The organism is Microbispora sp. NPDC088329 (assembly GCF_040685655.1).
Classification (GTDB): domain Bacteria; phylum Actinomycetota; class Actinomycetes; order Streptosporangiales; family Streptosporangiaceae; genus Microbispora.
This window is the reverse complement of record NZ_JBFBIP010000002.1, coordinates 419799-437194: the sequence shown is the minus strand read 5'-3', so window position 1 is coordinate 437194 and position 17396 is coordinate 419799. Positions and strand designations below refer to the sequence as shown.

Below are 17396 nucleotides of genomic sequence, written 5' to 3'. Positions count from 1 at the left end.
GCTTGGGCGCCCGTCGCCGCGCGAGCGGAGCGGGCGCCAGGAACAGGGAGCAGGGAGTGGCCGGCAGTCCGGTTCAGGTCACGGGCACGGTGCTGACGACGCGCCGCGTGGACGCCTACCATGCGCTGACCGTCGTCGCACCGGGCATCGCCGACCGGTTCCGGCCCGGCCATTTCGTCACGGTCGCCGTCGGGGGCCGCGACTCCTCGATGCTCACCCGGCGGGCCTTCACGATTCACGACGTGAAGCCGGACTACGGTGGCACGGTGGAGCTCGTCTTCGGCGTTCGCGGCGCGGGGACGGCCTGGCTCGCCGACCTGCGGGCGCGCGACACGCTCGACCTGGTCGGCCCGCTCGGCCGTCCCTTCCCCCTGCCGCGCGACCCCTGCACCTGCGTACTGGTGGGCGACGAGCACGGCGCGGCGGCGCTGTTCGCGCTGGGGGACGCGTTGCAGCAGCGGGGCTGCCGCATCGACTTCGTGCTGGGGGCGCCGTCGGCCGACCGGGTCTTCGGGGCGCTGCGGGCCCGCCGGATGGGCGAGACGACCACGCTGACGACCGAGGACGGCTCGCTCGGCATGCGCGGCACGGTGACCGACGTGCTGCCCGGCGTGATCGCCGACGCTCGGGCCGACGCGGTCTACGCGTGCGGCCCCATGGAGATGCTGCGCGGCGTCACGGCGGTCGCCGCCGACTTCGACATCCCCGTGCAGGTGGCCGTGGAGGAGTCCATGGCCTGCGGCATCGGCGTCTGCATGACGTGCGTGGTGCCGGTGATCGGCGACGACGGCGTGACCCGCATGGTCCGCGCCTGCACCGAGGGCCCGGTGTTCCGGGGCGAGCGGGTGCGGTTCGACGACGTCGGCACCATCCCGTTCGACGCGCTCGGCGCGCCCGGCGGCCGGCATGCCTGAGCCGGGACGGGGGGACCGGCGGTGACGGCCGACCTCCGGACCTATCTGGCGCATGTGGAGTTGCCCAACCCGGTGCTGACCGCCTCCGGCTGCGGGGGGACCGGCCGCGAGCTGGCCCAGTTCTCCGACGTCCACCGGCTGGGCGCGTTCGTCACCCGGTCGATCACCATGGCCCCCCGCGCGGGACGGCCGACGCCGCGGATGGCCGAGACCCCTTCCGGGCTGCTGAACGCCGTGGGCCTGCAGGGCCCGGGCGTCGAGGCGTTCCTGGAGCGCGAGCTGCCCTGGCTGGCCGAGCGGGGCGCCCGCACGGTGGTCTCGATCGGCGGCGGCACCGTGACCGAGTACACCGCGCTGGCGCGGCGCCTGGCCGGCGCCGCCGGCATCACCGCCGTGGAGATCAACCTGTCGTGCCCGAACGTCGAGGACCGCGGCAGGGTGTTCGCCCGTGACGGGGCCGCGGCGGCGGAGGTCGTGGCGTCGGTGCGCGCGGCCACGCCGTACGAGGTGCCGGTGATCGCCAAGCTGTCGCCGGATGTGGCGGACGTCGTCGCGGTCGCGCGGGCGTGCGTCGACGGCGGCGCCGACGCCCTCGCGATGATCAACACGCCGGTCGGGATGAGCATCGACGTCGACACGATGCGTCCCGCGCTCGCGGCCGGCACCGGCGGCCTGTCCGGCCCCGCCGTACGGCCCCTGGCGGTGCGCTGCGTGTGGCAGGTCCACGCGGCGCTGCCCGGGGTGCCCATCGTGGGCATGGGCGGCGTGACGACCGGCAGGGACGCCCTCGAGCTCATCCTGGCGGGCGCCTGCGCCGTCGCGGTGGGCACGGCGCTGTTCCACGACCCCTACGCCTGCCCGCGCGTACTGAGGGAGCTTGAGGAGCTCCTGCAGGAGCGCGGGTTCGACCGGCTCGCCGACGTCGTGGGCCTGGCCCACCGCCCGGCGGGCGCGCAACCACGAACACGCACAGATCTCGAGGAGAGTTCGCTTTGACCACGCCCGCTCCCATCGCCGTCGCCCTGGACGCGCCCGACCTGGAGACCGCGGCCCGCTGGGCCGGCCTGGTCACCCCGCACGTCTCCACGGTGAAGGTGGGACTGGAGCTCTACCTGCGGTACGGGCCCGACGTGATCGCCTCGGTGCGCGGCGCGAGCGGCGTGCAGGTCTTCCTGGACCTCAAGCTGCACGACATCCCGAACACCGTGGCCGCCGCCGCCCGGGCCGTCGCCCGGCTCAAGCCCACCTACCTGACCGTGCACGCCGCCGGGGGGCCCGCCATGGTGCGGGCGGCCGTCGAGGCCTCCCCCGGCACACGGATCGCGGCCGTGACGCTTCTGACGTCGCTCTCCGAGGCCGATCTCCGCGAGGTCGGCATCCAGGGACCCCCGGTCGACGCCGCGCGCCGTATGGCCGCCGTGGCCGTCGGAGCGGGGGCGCAGGCCCTCGTCTGCTCGCCCAGGGAGGTCGCCGCCGTACGCGCCGAGGTCGGGCCGGACGTGACGCTCATCACTCCGGGCGTACGGCCCGCCGGCGCCGACACCCAGGACCAGGCGAGGGTGGCCACCCCGGAGGACGCGATCGCCCAGGGGGCCGACCTCCTCGTGATCGGCCGGCCCATCACCGGGGCGCCCGACCCCGGCGCGGCCGCCGCCGGGATCGCCGCCGCGCTGCGCCGCGTGAGCCCCTGACGGCTCGCCGACGGGAGTCCGCGAGACCGGAGGGAAACGGCTCGGCGAGGGTCTTCGCGGCCCGTGAACGTCTCATGTGGCCGTCACCAAGCGTCATCCGGTTCCGGGCCTGCTGAGGCGGTTTTGATCTACGAAGAGTAACTTTTCGAATACCAAAAGTAGTAAAATCAATTTTGTAGTCGCAGAACCCCCGCTTGACGTTGCCGTTACGGCCAAGACCAGCTAGTTTCCCCCATCGTCCGAGTACATCGACAAGAAATTCGAGGTGACCCGGCGTGGCTCTTCCTCCCCTGACCCCCGAGCAGCGCGCCGCAGCTCTTGAGAAGGCTGCCAAGGCACGCAAGGAGCGTGCCGAGGTCAAGAACCGGCTCAAGCACGGCGCGGTTTCTCTGGCTGAGGTGCTGAAGGATGGGCAGACCGACGACGTCATCGGCAAGATGAAGGTCTCGGCTCTGCTGGAGTCGCTCCCTGGCGTCGGCAAGGTCCGCGCCAAGCAGCTCATGGAGCGCCTTGGTATCGCCGAATCCCGCCGTGTGCGGGGTCTCGGCGCCAACCAGCGCGCCTCCCTGGAGCGCGAGTTCGGCGGCGCCGAGAGCTGATCTCGGCGGCGTACGAACGAGTTTCACGGGGGTACGGAGTGACCGACACGTCCCGGTCCGCTGGAGATCGGGCCCACGAGGCAGTCGCGACCAGCGAATTCCGGGCACGCGGCGGTGACTCCATGCCTCGCCCGCGCCTGACGGTCCTGTCCGGTCCGTCGGGTGTGGGGAAGTCCACGGTCGTCGCCGAGCTCCGGCGGTCCCACCCGGAGGTGTGGCTGTCGGTCTCGGTGACAACCAGGAAGCCCCGCCCGGGGGAACGGCACGGCGTGGAGTACTTCTTCGCCGGCGACGACGAGTTCGACGAGCTCGTCGCCTCCGGGGAGCTTCTGGAGTGGGCCGAGTTCGCCGGCAACCGGTACGGCACGCCCAGGCGGCCCGTGCTGGAGAAGCTGGCGGCAGGCGTCCCCACCCTGCTCGAGATCGACCTGCAGGGCGCCAGGCAGGTGCGCACGACGATGCCCGAGGCCCTGCTCGTGTTCCTGGCCCCGCCGAGCTGGGAGGAGCTGGAGCGGCGGCTGCGCGGCCGCGGCACCGAGCCTCCCGACGTGATCGCCCGCCGTCTCGAGGCGGGCCGGATCGAGCTGGCGGCGGAGAAGGAGTTCGACCTCACGATCGTCAACACGTCCGTCAAGGACGTGTGCCACCGGCTGATAACCTTGATGGGAAACTCACCTAGCTAGGGGAATCACTGACGTGGCAAGCAGCTCCGCCTACGCGGAAGGCATCACCAACCCGTCGATCGACGCGCTCCTCGACATCGTCGACAGCAAGTACAGCCTCGTGATCATGGGGGCGAAGCGGGCGCGCCAGATCAACGCCTACTACTCGCAGCTCGGCGAGGGCCTGCTGGAATACGTGGGGCCCCTCGTGGAGACCCACGCCCAGGAGAAGCCGCTGTCCATCGCCCTGCGCGAGGTCTCCGAGGGCCTGCTCACCTCCGAGCCCATCGAGGGCTGAGCACCGCCTCCGTCATGACGTCTGTCGTGCTGGGCGTGAGCGCCGGCATCGCGGTTTACAAGTCCTGCGAGCTGCTCCGCCTTTTCACCGAGTCGGGACATGACGTGCGTGTCGTGCCGACCCGGGACGCTCTGCGGTTCGTCGGCGAGCCGACCTGGGCGGCGCTGTCGGGCAATCCGGTGACCACCGAGGTGTGGGAGTCGGTGCACGAGGTGCCGCACGTGCGCATCGGGCAGTCGGCCGATCTGGTCGTCGTGGCCCCGGCGACGGCGGACGTGCTGGCCCGGGCCGCGCACGGCATGGCCAACGACCTGCTCACCAACACTCTGCTCACGGCCCGTTGCCCGGTGGTGTTCGCGCCCGCGATGCACACCGAGATGTGGGAGCACCCGGCCACGCGGGCGAACGTGGCGACGCTGCGCGAGCGCGGCGCGATCGTGATCGAGCCCGCCGTCGGCAGGCTCACCGGCGCCGACACCGGCCCGGGGCGGCTGCCCGACCCCGCCGAGATCTTCGAGGTGTGCCGCCGCGTGCTGGCGGGCCGGCGCGAGGACCTGGCCGGGCGGCACGTCGTCGTCTCCGCCGGTGGCACCCGTGAGGCGATCGACCCCGTGCGTTTCATCGGCAACCGGTCCTCGGGGCTGCAGGGATACGCCCTCGCCCGTACGGCCGTCGCCCGGGGCGCGGAGGTCACGCTCGTGGCGGCGAACGTGACGCTGCCCGATCCCGCGGGCGTGAAGGTCGTGCGGGTGGAGTCGGCGCGGCAGCTGCGCGACGCGGTCCTTTCTGCGGCCGGGCACGCCGACGCGGTCGTGATGGCCGCCGCGGTCGCGGACTTCCGGCCCGTACGGCAGAGCGACACGAAGATCAAAAAATCGTCCGCCGAGCCCGATCCGATCCATCTGACGAAAAATCCCGACATCCTGGCCGAGCTGGGGGAGAACCGCCGGGCCAGGCGAGAGGCGTACGCCGCGGGAGACACGCCCGCGCCCGAGGCTCCGGCGGGTCGCCGGGGCGTAGCCGGACACGGGCCCGGCGCCGCGCGGGAGGCCGGGGCAGGGCCGGGGCCGCGGGTGATCGTGGGCTTCGCCGCGGAGACCGACGACGTTCTGGCCAACGGCCGGGCCAAGCTGGCGCGCAAGGGCTGCGACCTGCTCGTGGTGAACCAGGTCGGGGAGAACCTGGCGTTCGGCACGCCGGACAACGCGGCCGTCGTCCTCACGGCGGAGGGCGGCTCCGTGGAGATTCCGAGGGGTCCCAAAGAGGATCTCGCCGACGTAGTGTGGGATTTGGTGGCGCAGCGTCTCGCCTGAATTCCGCGTGGTGCCGGTGCGGGCGCCCGCCCCGCCCCCGTAGGTCGTGCGTCGAGGGAGCGATCGCCATGCCGGTGTCCGCCACGATCAGGGAGCGCTGCCGGGCGATGCTCGGCCCCGGCGAGGACATCCGCTATGTGTTTCCCGCGGTGGCGCTGCCGCCTCCCGCCACGATCGGTTTCCTCGTCGTGGTCACGGACAGCTCCGTCACTCTGCTGTCCACCAAGATGTTCAGCAGGAACGAGCCGTCAGGCGTGTGGGCCCGCTACCCCCGCCGCACCCGCCTCGGCCCGGTCGAGTTCGGATCGGGGCCGCGCATCGAAATCGGCGGCATGACCCTGGAGGTCGACGACGAGTACGCCGCCGTGGTGGCGGCGGCCGACGCGGAGGCCTTCTCGCCCGGCGACCTGCCCAGAGATCCCTTACCCGACCTTTGACGGCGTGTCCGGAGACGCGTCGGGTCCTCTCGCCGGCCGCTGCGCCGATGACCGTAACCCGGACGGCTTCGCGGCTCCGCAGCCCGTAAGGCTAGACTCGCGTGAGCATCGAGTGGCCGCAGGTAGGGCACGGCTCTACCGCCGGTCACTCATGGACGTCAGCAGCCGCTGCATGAGGAGCCCTGAGTTGTCCCGTCGCCTGTTCACCTCCGAGTCGGTCACCGAGGGCCACCCGGACAAGATCGCCGACCAGATCAGTGACGCGATTCTCGACGCCATGCTCAAGGACGACCCCAAGAGCCGGGTCGCCGTCGAGACGCTGATCACTACTGGCCAGGTCCACGTCGCCGGCGAGGTGACGACGGAGACCTACGTCGACATCCCCGCGCTGATCCGCGAGAAGATCCTCGAGATCGGGTACGACGCCTCCCACAAGGGTTTCGACGGCGCCTCCTGCGGCGTGTCGGTGTCGATCGGCGCGCAGTCTCCGGACATCGCGCAGGGCGTGGACGACGCCTACGAGCACCGCGAGGGCGAGGGCGGCGACGCCTTCGACCGCCAGGGGGCCGGCGACCAGGGCCTCATGTTCGGCTACGCCTGCCGCGAGACCCCTGAGCTCATGCCGCTGCCGATCCAGCTCGCGCACCGCATGGCCCGCCGCCTGTCCGAGGTGCGCAAGAACGGCTCCGTGCCCTACCTGCGCCCCGACGGCAAGACCCAGGTCACGATCGAGTACGACGGCGACCGCCCGGTCCGCCTCGACACCGTGGTCGTCTCCACGCAGCACGCCCCGGAGATCGACCTGCGCGAGATGCTGACCCCCGACATCCGCGAGCACGTGGTCGAGCCGGTGCTGGCCGACCTGGAGATCGAGACCGAGGGTTACCGCCTGCTGGTCAACCCGACCGGCCGTTTCGAGATCGGCGGCCCCATGGGTGACGCCGGGCTCACCGGCCGGAAGATCATCATCGACACCTACGGCGGCATGGCCCGTCACGGCGGCGGCGCCTTCTCCGGCAAGGACCCGTCCAAGGTCGACCGCTCGGCCGCCTACGCCATGCGCTGGGTCGCCAAGAACGTCGTCGCGGCCGGCCTGGCCGACCGCTGCGAGGTCCAGGTCGCCTACGCCATCGGCAAGGCCCAGCCGGTCGGCCTGTTCGTCGAGACGTTCGGCACGGAGAAGGTGCAGATCGACGCGATCCAGGACGCGGTGCTCCAGGTCTTCGACCTGCGGCCCGCCGCGATCATCCGCGACCTCGACCTGCTGCGCCCGATCTACTCCGAGACCGCCGCCTACGGCCACTTCGGCCGTGAGGGCTTCTCCTGGGAGTCCACGGACCGGGCCGACGCCCTGCGTACGGCCGCCGGCCTGTGACCCCCTCCTGACGAGCGACCCATCATCGCCCCGGCGGCGCCCGCCCCTCGCGGCGGGCGCCGTTTGCGCGTGCGCGGACGTCCACAGACGGCGGGCGTACGTGTGATTGCGGCTCGCCGGGTCTGGTAGGACGTAGACGTGACCGAGCCGACCCGCGCCCCGCATCCTCAGGAGGCGCTTCTTCCGGCGCCTCCTGCCGCCCCGCGGCGGGCCACCGAGCGTACGCGGGGAACGGCTGAGCGGGCGAGCGCGTCCACGGGGGCGTCCAAAGGCGCATCCAGAGGCACATCTGCACGCGCGGCCACAGGCACGGCCAAGGGCGCTCGCGAGGCGGCGCCGGACCTCCCCGTCGCCCGGGTGGTGGTGGACACGCCGCTGCCGCATCTCGACCGGCCCTTCGACTACCTCGTCCCTACCACGATGGACGCCGAGGCGGTGCCCGGCTGCCGGGTGCGCGTCCGCTTCGCCGGCCAGCTCGCCGACGGCTACCTGCTCGAACGGCTGGCCGAGAGCGAGCACACGGGCCGGCTGTCCTTCCTGGAGCGGGTGATCTCCCCGGAGCCCGTCCTCACCCCCGACATCGCGCGGCTGGCCCGCGCCGTGGCGGATCGGTACGCCGGGACCATGCCGGACATCCTGCGGCTGGCCGTCCCGCCGCGGCACGCCCGGGTCGAGGCCGAGGCGAGGGCCCCCGCGCGGCGGGCGGCTTCCCCCGGCGCCGGCGTGTCCCCGGCGGCCGAGGAGCCCGTACGCGTGACGGCGGACACCCGTGGCCCGCATAGCCCCGTCGAGGGAGCGGAACCCGCAGAGCGGGATGCGGGCCGCACAGAGCGGAATGCGGGCCAGACAGAGCAGGATGCGGGCCATACAGAGCAGGCGGTGGCCCGCGACGACGCGGCACCCGCGGCGACAGCGTGCGGGGAGGAGGCCCGCGGGGGCACGGCGCCGCACGAGACTGCGCCGCACGAGGCGGCGGCACACGAGGCGGCAGGGCGGTGGGCGGCGCGGGCGTACGGCGACGCGTGGAGGGCCTACCCCGCGGGCGCGTCCTTCCTGGAGGCGCTGGCCGAAGGCAGGGCGCCGCGCGCCGTGTGGACGGCCCTGCCCGGAACGGACGCCGCCGGGCCCTCGTGGCCGCACGCCATAGCGGCCGCCGCGCGGGCGACGCTGGACGGCGGCCGGGGCGTCGTCGTGGTGGTCCCCGACGGCAAGGACGTGGCGCTGGTGACCGCGGCCCTGGGGGAGACCCCGCACGTGGCGATCACGGCGGACCTCGGCCCCGCCGAACGCTACCGGCGCTGGCTCAAGGCGCTGCGCGGCGAGGTCGGGATCGTGGTGGGAAACCGCCCCGCGGCGTACACGCCGATGGCCCGACTCGGGCTGGCGGTCGTCTGGGACGACGGCGACGACCTGCACGCCGAGCGCCACGCGCCCTACCCGCACACACGGGAGGTCCTCGGCCTGCGCGCGCACCAGGCCGGTGCGGGCCTGCTCGTCGGCGGCTACACGCGCACGGCCGAGGCCACGGCGCTCGTCGAGACGGGCTGGGCGGCCCCGCTCGTCCCCGACCGGGCGGTGGTCCGGGCCCGGGCGCCCCGGGTGCGCCCGGCGGGAGACGACGCCGAGCTTGCGCGTGACCAGGCGGCCCGGGCGGCCCGCCTGCCCAGCCTCGCCTGGCGGGCGCTGCGGGAGGGACTGGAGCACGGGCCTGTGCTCGTCCAGGTGCCGCGCAGGGGTTATCTGCCCGCGCTGGCGTGCCGTCACTGCCGCGCCCCCGCCCGCTGCTCGGGCCTGCCGCCGGTGCGCCCGGCCCCCGAGCCCGTCGCCACGGGGCCGGTGTGCTCCGGCCCGCTCGCGCTGCGGGGCGGGCACGCCGTGCCGTACTGCCGCTGGTGCGGCCGGATCGCGGGCGACTGGCGCTGCCCGTCCTGCGGCGGGAACGGAGTGCGGGCCGTCATCGTGGGCGCGCGGCGCACCGCCGAGGAGCTGGGCCGGGCCTTTCCCTCGGTGGCCGTGCGCACCAGCGGGCGCGACGGCGTGCTCGCCACGGTGAGCGGAGCCCCGGCGCTGGTCGTGGCGACGCCGGGGGCCGAGCCGGTGCCGGACGGCGGCTACGCGGCCGCCGTGCTGCTCGACGGATGGGCGCTGCTGGGCCGCCCCGATCTGCGTGCGGCCGAGGAGGCGTTGCGGCGCTGGACGAACGCCGCCGCCCTGCTGCGGCCCGCGGGGGAGCTGGTCGTCCTGGCCGACGCCGCGGTGCCCGCCGTACAGGCCCTGCTGCGCTGGGATCCCGTCACCTTCGCCGAGCGCGAGCTCGACGAGCGGGCGGAGCTCGGGTTCCCCCCCGCGGTGCGGATGGCCACGCTGACGGGCCCGGGGGCGGCCGTCAGGGAGACGCTGGCGGACGCCGTGCTGCCCACGGGGGCGCAGGTGCTGGGGCCGGTTCCGGTGGACGGCGGGCTGGAGCGGGCCATGGTCCGGGTGCCGCGCCACCTCGGGTCCGCGCTGGCCCGCGCGCTCAAGGGCGCCTCCGGTGTGCGCTCCGCGCGCAAGGCACCGGACGTGGTACGTGTGAACATTGATCCTCTCGACCTCATCTGACCGATTCGCCTCGCACAAAGCGAGCCGTTAGCGTGCCTGTGTGTCGATCGAATGGGTGAACCGGGCCATCGACGGCCTCCGCGCCTGGGGGCGCGAGCGGAGCGTCGAGGTCGACGTCGACGAGGTACGTCTGCTGTGCGACTACGCCAGCGACTACCTGGAGGTGAACGAACTGGGCGATTTCCGGCCGGGCACCTTCGAGGAGCTCCTGCTGGAGATCTACCCGCGTAAGGTCATCGCGCCGCCGGAGAGCGCACCGGAGACGGTCGCCGCGGCGCGGACACTGGTCGAGTTCCTGCTGGACACGGGCGAGATCGGCAGCAAGACGGCCGTCCGGATGCGGGAGACCATCGACCGTATCGAACCGGAGATGCCGCGAGCGCTGGCCGACACGTCCAAGTTCGGCATGGCCAAAAGCCTGTTCAGCGCCATCGGCCCCGACTCGCTGGAGCTCGACGCGGCACGGGGCGTGGGGGCCCAGGGCGTGGGGACACAGGGCGCGGTGGACGGCGACGACTGTGACTGCCCCGGCTGCGCGCCCCTGCCGCCCGTACGGCTCGCGCCGCGCGAGGAGGTGGCGCGCGCCGTGCGCGAGGTGCCGCTGCTGCGCGACGCCCACCGGGTGGTGACATGGCTGGTGGAGGGCGGACGCACGGTGACGACGCGCCGGTCCCTGCGGGTCAGGGACGCGCGCGCGTGCACGGCCGAGCTCGGCGTCGAGTGCCCCGAGCCGGCCTGGCGTCTCGCGCTCGACCTGGGCCTGGCCCGGCTCGACGGCACCGCCGTCGCGATCGGGGAGGTGTTCCGCGAGCTGGGCTCCCGCAGCGAGGAGGAGCTGCTCGGCCTGTGGCGGGGGACGCTGGAGTTCCTCGTCGAAAGGTGCGGGCCGCTCACCGGGGAGGCGGTGGTGGACGAGGGGATGTCCCAGATCCACGACCTGCTCTACCGGCTGCAGTCGCCCGTCCCGGTGGACGCGCTGGCCGACTACCTGCGCGAGGTGGCCGCCGGGCGGCCGGTGGGCAGGCTCGACGAGGCGCTGACCGCGCTGGCGTACGCGGGAACGGTCCAGCGTACCGAGGACGGCCTGGCCCTGACCCCGCACGCGCTGTGGGGCCTGCGCGAGCTGTACGCCGGCATGGGCCTGGACGCGCCGCTCGCGCCCGCCCCTGCCGAGGGGGACGCGAGCGGGCTGATCGCCGGCCTGATCGGCGACGGCACGGCCGACGAGGCGGCCGAGCGTGACATCGCCGAGTGGCTGTCGCGGCGCACCGCCGAGCAGGCGGCGGCGGAGCTGCTCGCCGCCGTGGCCGGCGCCCCGGCGGAGGTGCGCGGGGTCGCGGTGACCATCGTGGACCGGCTGGGGACGGAGGCGGCGCCGGTCGTGCGGTCCTACCTGGACGACACCGAGCTCCGCCCGCACGCCATCCACTGGCTGTCCTCGCGTGGCCTGGACGCGCCCGCGCTCACCCCCGAGGAGGTCCTGTGGGTGAGCGTCGACATGCTCGCGCTGGCGCTGCCCGCCGCCGAGGCCGATCCGGAGGGCTTCGCGGAGAACATCGCGGCCTCGGGACCGCCCGCCCATCTGATCGAGGACATGTGGCGGGTGGACCACCCCGACGTGGTCGAGGTTCTCGAACTGCTCGGCAGCACGCTGCCGGACCAGGCGGCCGCCAAAGCCGCCCGGAAAGCGGCTTTCAAGGCTCGTTCGCGGGGCATCGGGTGACTGCTGTGCAGTAAGTTGCTGGAATGGCCGACAGCGACGTGCTCACATTCCCGCCGGTCGACATCGCCTCCGACGAGCAGATCGCGCACGCGGTGCGGGAGGTCCCGCTCGTGCGGGACGCCCGGCGCCTCGCCGAGTGGGTTTCGGGCCGCTCGGCGGCCTCCTCACGGGGCGTCTGCGAGGTGACCGAGCAGGGAATGCCGCATCCGGCCGAGGCCGAGGCGGCGGTCGCCGAGCTGGGGCTGGAGGCCGGCAGGCTGCGCCTGCTGTGGGTGGTCGCCGTCAACGGCCGTCTCGTGGAGGTCACCCGGCAGGGCGCCCGCCCCGGGTCCGGCGTGCCGGACCCCATGGAGTTCTGGGACGGCGTGGTCATGGACGTGCTCGACCGGACCGAGGAGGGCCTGACCGGCTCGGCCGTCATCGACGAGCACCTGACCGAGATCCTCGCGACGATCTACTCGGTCCGTGAGGGCATGCCGCTCGCCGCCCTGGCCGGAGGCATCCTCCAGGCGCACGAGGTGGGGTGCGAGGCGCGGCCCGCGGACCTGCGGCGGCTGCGGATGACCCTGCCGGGGGAACTGGCGGCGGCCATGGCGCTGCTGGAGTACTGCGGGCTGGTCGAGCTGACCGGCGAGCTGGTGCGGCTCACCCAGCCGGGCGTGTGGGCCGTGCGCCGCGATCTGCTCAGGGAGGGCCATGACGCGCCGTCCCTCGGGGAGGTGGCGGCGCTCGCCGAGCTGGGCGCCGCCGACCTCATCGACGCCATGCTGACCGGCCGGGCCTCCGCCAGCGCCGCCACCCTGTGGCTGGAGCGCCGGGTGCCGGAGGACGCGGCGCGCGAACTCATCAAGATCGCCGCGTCCGGCAACGCCGCCCAGCGCGGCACCGCCGGGACCGTGCTGGAGGAGCTGGGCCCGGAGGCCGAGCAGGCCGTACGGGAGGCCCTGGACGAACCGATGATGTGGCGCTACGCCGCGGCCTGGCTGGGCGTGCGCGACCTGGACGCGCCCGCCCTCGGCCAGGGCGACGGGGCCTGGGTGGCGGTGGACACCCTCGCCGCCCTGCTCTACATCGGCGCTCCGGTCGCCTCGGTGGCCCATTTCGACCTCCTCGGGGAGGACCTGCTCACGCTGGTGCCCGAGATGGGCCGGGCCGACCACCCCGACGCGCTCGCGGTGCTGGAGATGCTCGGCAGGCACCATCCCGATCCGCTGATCGCGAAGACCGCCAGGAAGACGGCGATGAAGGTGCGTTCACGCCCGTAGACTGGGGTGATCCTCCTCGTGCATGCGACGTGAACGGAGCCAACCCTTGGCCATTCAGCCGATCCGCCTGTTCGGCGACCCGGTGTTGCGCACCCCGGCCGAGCCGGTGGTCGACTTCGACAAGGAACTGCGCAAGCTCGTCAAGGACCTGACCGACACGATGATGGACGCGCCGGGCGCCGGCCTGGCCGCGCCGCAGATCGGCGTCGGCCTGCGCGTGTTCACCTACTACGTCGACGAGCAGCTCGGGCACCTCATCAACCCCGATCTCGACCTCGGCAGCGAGCTGGACGAGGAGGGCGAGGAGGGCTGCCTGTCCTTCCCCGGCCTGTCCTTCCCGACACCCCGCGCGATCAGGGCGGTGGCCAGGGGCTTCGACATGCACGGCGAGCCGGTGACGATCGAGGGCACCGACCTCATGGCGCGCTGCTTTCAGCACGAGACCGACCACCTCGACGGTGTGCTGTTCATCGACCGTATGGACCTCAAGCAGCGCAAGCTCGCCATGAAGGCGATCCGCGAGGCCGAGTGGAGCGGCCTGTCGGCGCCGGTGGTGAAGTTCTCGCCGCACGCCACGCAGGGAAGGGCCGTGTAGTGCGCCTGGTCTTCGCCGGCACCCCCGAGACCGCGCTCCCGTCGCTGCGCGCCCTGCTGGACTCGCCCCGCCACGAGGTGGCGGCCGTGGTGACCCGTCCGGACGCGCAGTCCGGCCGGGGGCGCAAGGTGCACCCGAGCCCGGTGGCCCAGCTCGCGGAGGAGTCGGGCATCGAGGTGCTCAAACCGGCGAAGGCCGGGGACCCGGAGTTCCTCGACCGGCTGAGGGCGATCGGTCCCGACTGCTGCCCGGTGGTCGCCTACGGCGCCCTGCTGCCGCAGGCGGCGCTCGACATTCCCGCCCAGGGATGGATCAACCTGCACTTCTCGGTGCTGCCGGCCTGGCGCGGCGCGGCCCCCGTACAGCACGCCGTGCTGCACGGCGACGACGTGAGCGGCGCCTCCACCTTCCGCATCGTGAAGGAGCTGGACGCGGGTCCGGTCTTCGGCGTGCTCACCGAGCCGATCCGCTCCGGCGACACCAGCGGCACACTGCTCGCCCGGCTCGCGGAGGCCGGTGCCGGTCTGCTGCTGGCCACGCTCGACGGCGTCGAGGACGGCACGCTCGAGGCGCGTCCCCAGCCCGCGGACGGTGTCAGCCTCGCGCCGAAGATCACGGTCGAGGACGCCAGGATCGACTGGGCCGCGCCCGCGATGCGGGTGGACCGGCTCATCCGGGCCTGCGCTCCGGCTCCGGGCGCATGGGCGGAGTTCCGCGGCCAGCGAGTGAAGATCGGCCCGGTGCGGCTCGCGCCCGACGCGGACGAGCTCGCCCCCGGAGAGATCGCGGCCACGAGGAAGTCGGTCCTCGTCGGGACAGGCACCCACCCCGTCGAGCTCGGCGAGGTGCAGCCCCAGGGCAAGCGGCAGATGGCGGCCGCCGAGTGGGGCCGCGGTGTCCGCTTCACGGAGGGTGAGACCCTGGTCTGAAGGGCCTCTGTCCGCCGGCACCCCGCTCCGGTGCCGTGCCCAAAAGAGACGGCACCGGAGAGAAGACGGCCGGGCGGACGGCGTGCGGCCGGTACGCGGGCCGTGGCGGCGGGTTTCGCCGGACCGGACCAGACCGGGGCGGCGGACGACGTGAGAGGACCACGGAGCCGAGGACGGCGAAGGCGGCGAACCGGTAAATGGCAGGGCCGAGGGTGGCGGAGTCGAGGGTGGCAGGGCCGAAGGTGGCAGGGTGAAGCAGGGCAGAGGTCAGGGCGGCGACGCGCGGGGTGCGGGGCCCCGGCGCGGACAGGGCGGCGCGGGACAGGCCCGCCCGGGTCGTGGCGGCAAGACGGGTCAGGGCCGCGCCGGGCAGGGCGGGGCCGGGCAGGGCGCGGCCGCCGCGCACGCCGGGCAGCCCAGGCAGGGTCGTGGGCGCCCGCCCCGCGACGAGGCGCGCAACGCCGCCTACGACCTGATGCGGGCCGTCGACGAGCGCGACGCGTACGCCAACCTGCTCATGCCGACGCTGCTGCGGCAGCGGCGGATCACCGGCCGCGACGCGGCGCTCGCCACCGAGCTGGCGTACGGCACGCTGCGCGGGCTCGGGACCTATGACGAGGTCATCGCCGCGTGCAGCGACCGGCCGCCGGAGGAGGTGGACCCGCCGCTGCTCGACGCGGTGCGTCTCGGTGTCCACCAGCTTCTGCGCACGCGGATCCCGCCGCACGCGGCGGTCAGCGCCACCATCGACCTCGTACGGCTGCGCGTCGGGCCGGGCCCGTCCCGCTACGCCAACGCCGTGCTGCGCAAGGTCGCGGGCCGCACGCTGGAGCAGTGGCTGGAGATCGTCGCTCCGCCGCGCGCGCAGGACCCGATCGGCAATCTGGTTGTCACCTACAGCCACCCGCGCTGGATCGTCAGCGCCCTGCGCGACGCCGTGGGCGGGGACGTGGACGAGACGGCCGCGCTGCTGGAGGCGGACAACGAGCGGCCCCGTGTGACGCTGGTGGCGCGGCCGGGCCGGGCCACGGTGGAGGAGCTGGTGGCGGCCGGAGCCGAGCCGGCCGCCTACTCGCCGTACGCGGCCTATCTGCCCGAGGGCGATCCGGGCGCCATCCCCGCGGTGGGGGAGGCGAGGGCCGCGGTGCAGGACGAGGCCAGCCAGCTCGTGGCGCTCGCGCTGACCCGCGTGCCGCTCGATCGGGACGGCAGCTGGCTGGACATGTGCGCGGGCCCCGGCGGGAAGGCCGGGCTGCTCGACGCCGTGGCGACGCAGCGGGGCGCCCGGCTGCTCGGCGCCGACGTGCAGTATCACCGCGCCCGGCTGGTGTGGGGCACCACCCGCGAGGCGAAGGTGATCACCGCCGACGGCACGCGGCCCGCCTGGCGGCCCGGCGCGTTCGACCGCGTGATGCTCGACGCCCCCTGCACCGGGCTCGGCGCGCTGCGCAGGCGGCCGGAGGCCCGCTGGCGGCGCGACCCCCGGAGCATCCCCGAGCTCACCGCGCTGCAGCGGCGGCTGCTGGACTCCGCGCTGGAAGCCGTTCGGCCGGGCGGCGTGGTGGCCTACGTGACCTGCTCGCCGCACCTGGCCGAGACCCGGGCCGTGGTGGAGGACGTGCGCGACCGGGCCGAGGTGCTGGACGCCCGCGCGTTCCTGCCCGAGGTGTCAGGGCTCGGCGACGGGCCGTACGCGCAGTTCTGGCCGCACCGGCACGGCACCGACGCGATGTTCCTGGCGCTGCTGCGCCGGGCCTAGCCGTGGTGGGTCCTCGGAGATCGTGAACGCCACGACGTCCTCCTGACGCGGGGTGTTCCGAAGGCGCGTCGAGGAGGACGTCCATATCCGGCGTACCGGTCGGACCCCATGGCGACGAGAGCGGCCGCGACGGCGTTTTCGCGGCTGTTCCCGGGATGCGGAGGGATCTTGGTTGATAACGTCGGGCCGTGCCGCCGCCCGGCGGCGCCCTGGTGAGCACGAGGCAGGCCCATGACCACGACCGACTTCGACCACGCCCGGTTGACCAGCCCACCGCGCATCCGCTCGCTGCGCCTGGGCGAGCTCACGGTCAGCTTCGTCCCGGACGGGGCGGGGCGCCTGAAGCGCGGATGGCTGCCCGCCGCCACCGCCGCCGACTGGGAGACCCTCCACGACTATCTCGACGAGGACGGCTTCCTGATCGGAGCCTTCGGCGCGCTGCTGGTGGAGCGGGGCGAGCGGGCGCTGCTCATCGACACCGGTCTGGGGCCCGCGTCGCTCCCCGACGACCCCGGCAACCCGCTGCTGGGCAGCCTGTCCGGCGGTGAACTGCTCGACAACCTGCGGCGGCTGGGCCGCGAGCCGGGCCAGATCGAGGCCGTCGCGATCACCCACCTGCACATCGACCACCTGGGCTGGGCCTGGAGCGCCGCCCCCGGCGACGGCGCTCCGCCGTTCGCGCACGCTCCCCACCTCGTCGCTGCGCCCGAATGGGAGCGGCGCGAACTGGCCGCCCAGGCCGGGGCGACCGCGGACCGCCTGGCCGCCTTCGCCTCCCGCGTCCGCACGGTCGACGACGGCGAGGAGATCTTCCCCGGCGTCCGGGCGTCTTTCGTCACCGGGCACACCGTCGGCCACACCACGTACGTCATCACCGGCGGCGACCAGAGGCTCATCGCCTTCGGCGACGCTCTCCACTCGCCGGTCCAGGTCATCCATCCCGAGTGGTCCTGCGCGATCGACCACGACCCGGTGGAATCGGAGGAACGCCGCCGCCGCCTGGTCGAAGAGCTGAGCCGTCCCGGCACCATCGGCTACGGCGGCCACTTCGCCGACGTGGTCTTCGGACGGGCCGAGCGCGGCTCCGACGGCCGGTTCACCTGGATCCCCGTCGCCTGACATTCCACGAATGGCGCGGCCCGGGAGGGCCGCGCCACCCCCGACACAGTGCCACCCCCGACGCAGTGCCACCCCCGACACAGTGCCACCCCCCGCCACAGTGCCATCCGAGGCGC

Annotated in this window: 16 protein-coding genes; all 16 read left to right on the top strand. The window is 73.9% G+C overall.

The annotated features are described in order from the left end of the window. The first annotated feature begins 56 nt into the window (after positions 1-56). The 16 genes from AB0O28_RS06440 (at position 57) to AB0O28_RS06365 (ending at position 17280) form a co-directional block, all read left to right on the top strand. Complete coding sequence (locus AB0O28_RS06440) at positions 57-914, top strand: dihydroorotate dehydrogenase electron transfer subunit (protein ID WP_363636930.1); 858 nt, start codon at positions 57-59, stop codon at positions 912-914. Between the two features lie 21 nt (positions 915-935). Beyond that, positions 936-1910, top strand: a complete 975-nt coding sequence (locus AB0O28_RS06435) for a dihydroorotate dehydrogenase (protein ID WP_363636928.1) — start codon at positions 936-938, stop codon at positions 1908-1910. After that, positions 1907-2605 carry an orotidine-5'-phosphate decarboxylase gene (gene pyrF, locus AB0O28_RS06430; protein ID WP_363636926.1) on the top strand — a complete coding sequence of 233 codons (699 nt, stop codon included), beginning with the start codon at positions 1907-1909 and terminating at the stop codon, positions 2603-2605. Before AB0O28_RS06435 ends, pyrF begins: the two co-directional genes overlap by 4 nt. A 275-nt stretch (positions 2606-2880) precedes the next feature. Continuing rightward, on the top strand, positions 2881-3204 hold the full coding sequence (gene mihF, locus AB0O28_RS06425) for an integration host factor, actinobacterial type (protein WP_030450375.1): 324 nt from the start codon (positions 2881-2883) through the stop codon (positions 3202-3204). 122 nt (positions 3205-3326) lie between these two features. Further along, positions 3327-3887 carry a guanylate kinase gene (gene gmk, locus AB0O28_RS06420; protein ID WP_363636923.1) on the top strand — a complete coding sequence of 187 codons (561 nt, stop codon included), beginning with the start codon at positions 3327-3329 and terminating at the stop codon, positions 3885-3887. A gap of 13 nt (positions 3888-3900) precedes the next feature. After that, positions 3901-4164: a DNA-directed RNA polymerase subunit omega gene (gene rpoZ, locus AB0O28_RS06415; protein ID WP_030508986.1), complete on the top strand. Its 264-nt coding sequence runs from the start codon at positions 3901-3903 to the stop codon at positions 4162-4164. Positions 4165-4178: 14 nt separating this feature from the next. Beyond that, the gene (gene coaBC, locus AB0O28_RS06410; protein ID WP_363636921.1) at positions 4179-5477 is read left to right on the top strand and encodes a bifunctional phosphopantothenoylcysteine decarboxylase/phosphopantothenate--cysteine ligase CoaBC; all 1299 of its coding nucleotides are present in this window, start codon (positions 4179-4181) and stop codon (positions 5475-5477) included. A gap of 68 nt (positions 5478-5545) precedes the next feature. Beyond that, complete coding sequence (locus AB0O28_RS06405) at positions 5546-5914, top strand: hypothetical protein (RefSeq protein WP_363636919.1); 369 nt, start codon at positions 5546-5548, stop codon at positions 5912-5914. Between the two features lie 187 nt (positions 5915-6101). Continuing rightward, positions 6102-7289: a methionine adenosyltransferase gene (gene metK / locus AB0O28_RS06400; protein WP_363636917.1), complete on the top strand. Its 1188-nt coding sequence runs from the start codon at positions 6102-6104 to the stop codon at positions 7287-7289. A gap of 357 nt (positions 7290-7646) precedes the next feature. Beyond that, entirely contained in the window at positions 7647-9890 is a 2244-nt protein-coding gene (locus AB0O28_RS06395) for a primosomal protein N' (protein WP_363636915.1), read from the top strand. A 40-nt stretch (positions 9891-9930) separates the two neighbouring features. Continuing rightward, positions 9931-11613 carry a hypothetical protein gene (locus AB0O28_RS06390; RefSeq protein ID WP_363636913.1) on the top strand — a complete coding sequence of 561 codons (1683 nt, stop codon included), beginning with the start codon at positions 9931-9933 and terminating at the stop codon, positions 11611-11613. 23 nt (positions 11614-11636) lie between these two features. Then, a complete protein-coding gene (locus tag AB0O28_RS06385) occupies positions 11637-12878 on the top strand; it encodes a hypothetical protein (protein WP_363636911.1) in 1242 nt (413 codons plus the stop codon). Positions 12879-12924: 46 nt separating this feature from the next. Beyond that, positions 12925-13473, top strand: coding sequence for a peptide deformylase (gene def, locus AB0O28_RS06380; RefSeq protein ID WP_363636909.1), 549 nt, complete (start codon positions 12925-12927; stop codon positions 13471-13473). Further along, the gene (fmt, locus tag AB0O28_RS06375; protein WP_363636907.1) at positions 13473-14402 is read left to right on the top strand and encodes a methionyl-tRNA formyltransferase; all 930 of its coding nucleotides are present in this window, start codon (positions 13473-13475) and stop codon (positions 14400-14402) included. Before def ends, fmt begins: the two co-directional genes overlap by 1 nt. Positions 14403-14652: 250 nt before the next feature. Beyond that, positions 14653-16161 carry an RsmB/NOP family class I SAM-dependent RNA methyltransferase gene (locus tag AB0O28_RS06370; protein ID WP_363636905.1) on the top strand — a complete coding sequence of 503 codons (1509 nt, stop codon included), beginning with the start codon at positions 14653-14655 and terminating at the stop codon, positions 16159-16161. Between the two features lie 231 nt (positions 16162-16392). Then, positions 16393-17280: an MBL fold metallo-hydrolase gene (locus tag AB0O28_RS06365; RefSeq protein ID WP_363636903.1), complete on the top strand. Its 888-nt coding sequence runs from the start codon at positions 16393-16395 to the stop codon at positions 17278-17280. The last annotated feature ends 116 nt before the right edge of the window (positions 17281-17396 follow it).

What these genes read in the sequence shown, in the direction of transcription:
- gmk (WP_363636923.1), top strand. Translation starts at nt 3,327, where the DNA reads ATGCCTCGCCCGCGCCTGACGGTCCTGTCCGGTCCGTCGGGTGTGGGG.
- AB0O28_RS06365 (WP_363636903.1), top strand. Translation starts at nt 16,393, where the DNA reads ATGACCACGACCGACTTCGACCACGCCCGGTTGACCAGCCCACCGCGC.
- coaBC (WP_363636921.1), top strand. Translation starts at nt 4,179, where the DNA reads ATGACGTCTGTCGTGCTGGGCGTGAGCGCCGGCATCGCGGTTTACAAG.
- AB0O28_RS06405 (WP_363636919.1), top strand. Translation starts at nt 5,546, where the DNA reads ATGCCGGTGTCCGCCACGATCAGGGAGCGCTGCCGGGCGATGCTCGGC.
- AB0O28_RS06385 (WP_363636911.1), top strand. Translation starts at nt 11,637, where the DNA reads ATGGCCGACAGCGACGTGCTCACATTCCCGCCGGTCGACATCGCCTCC.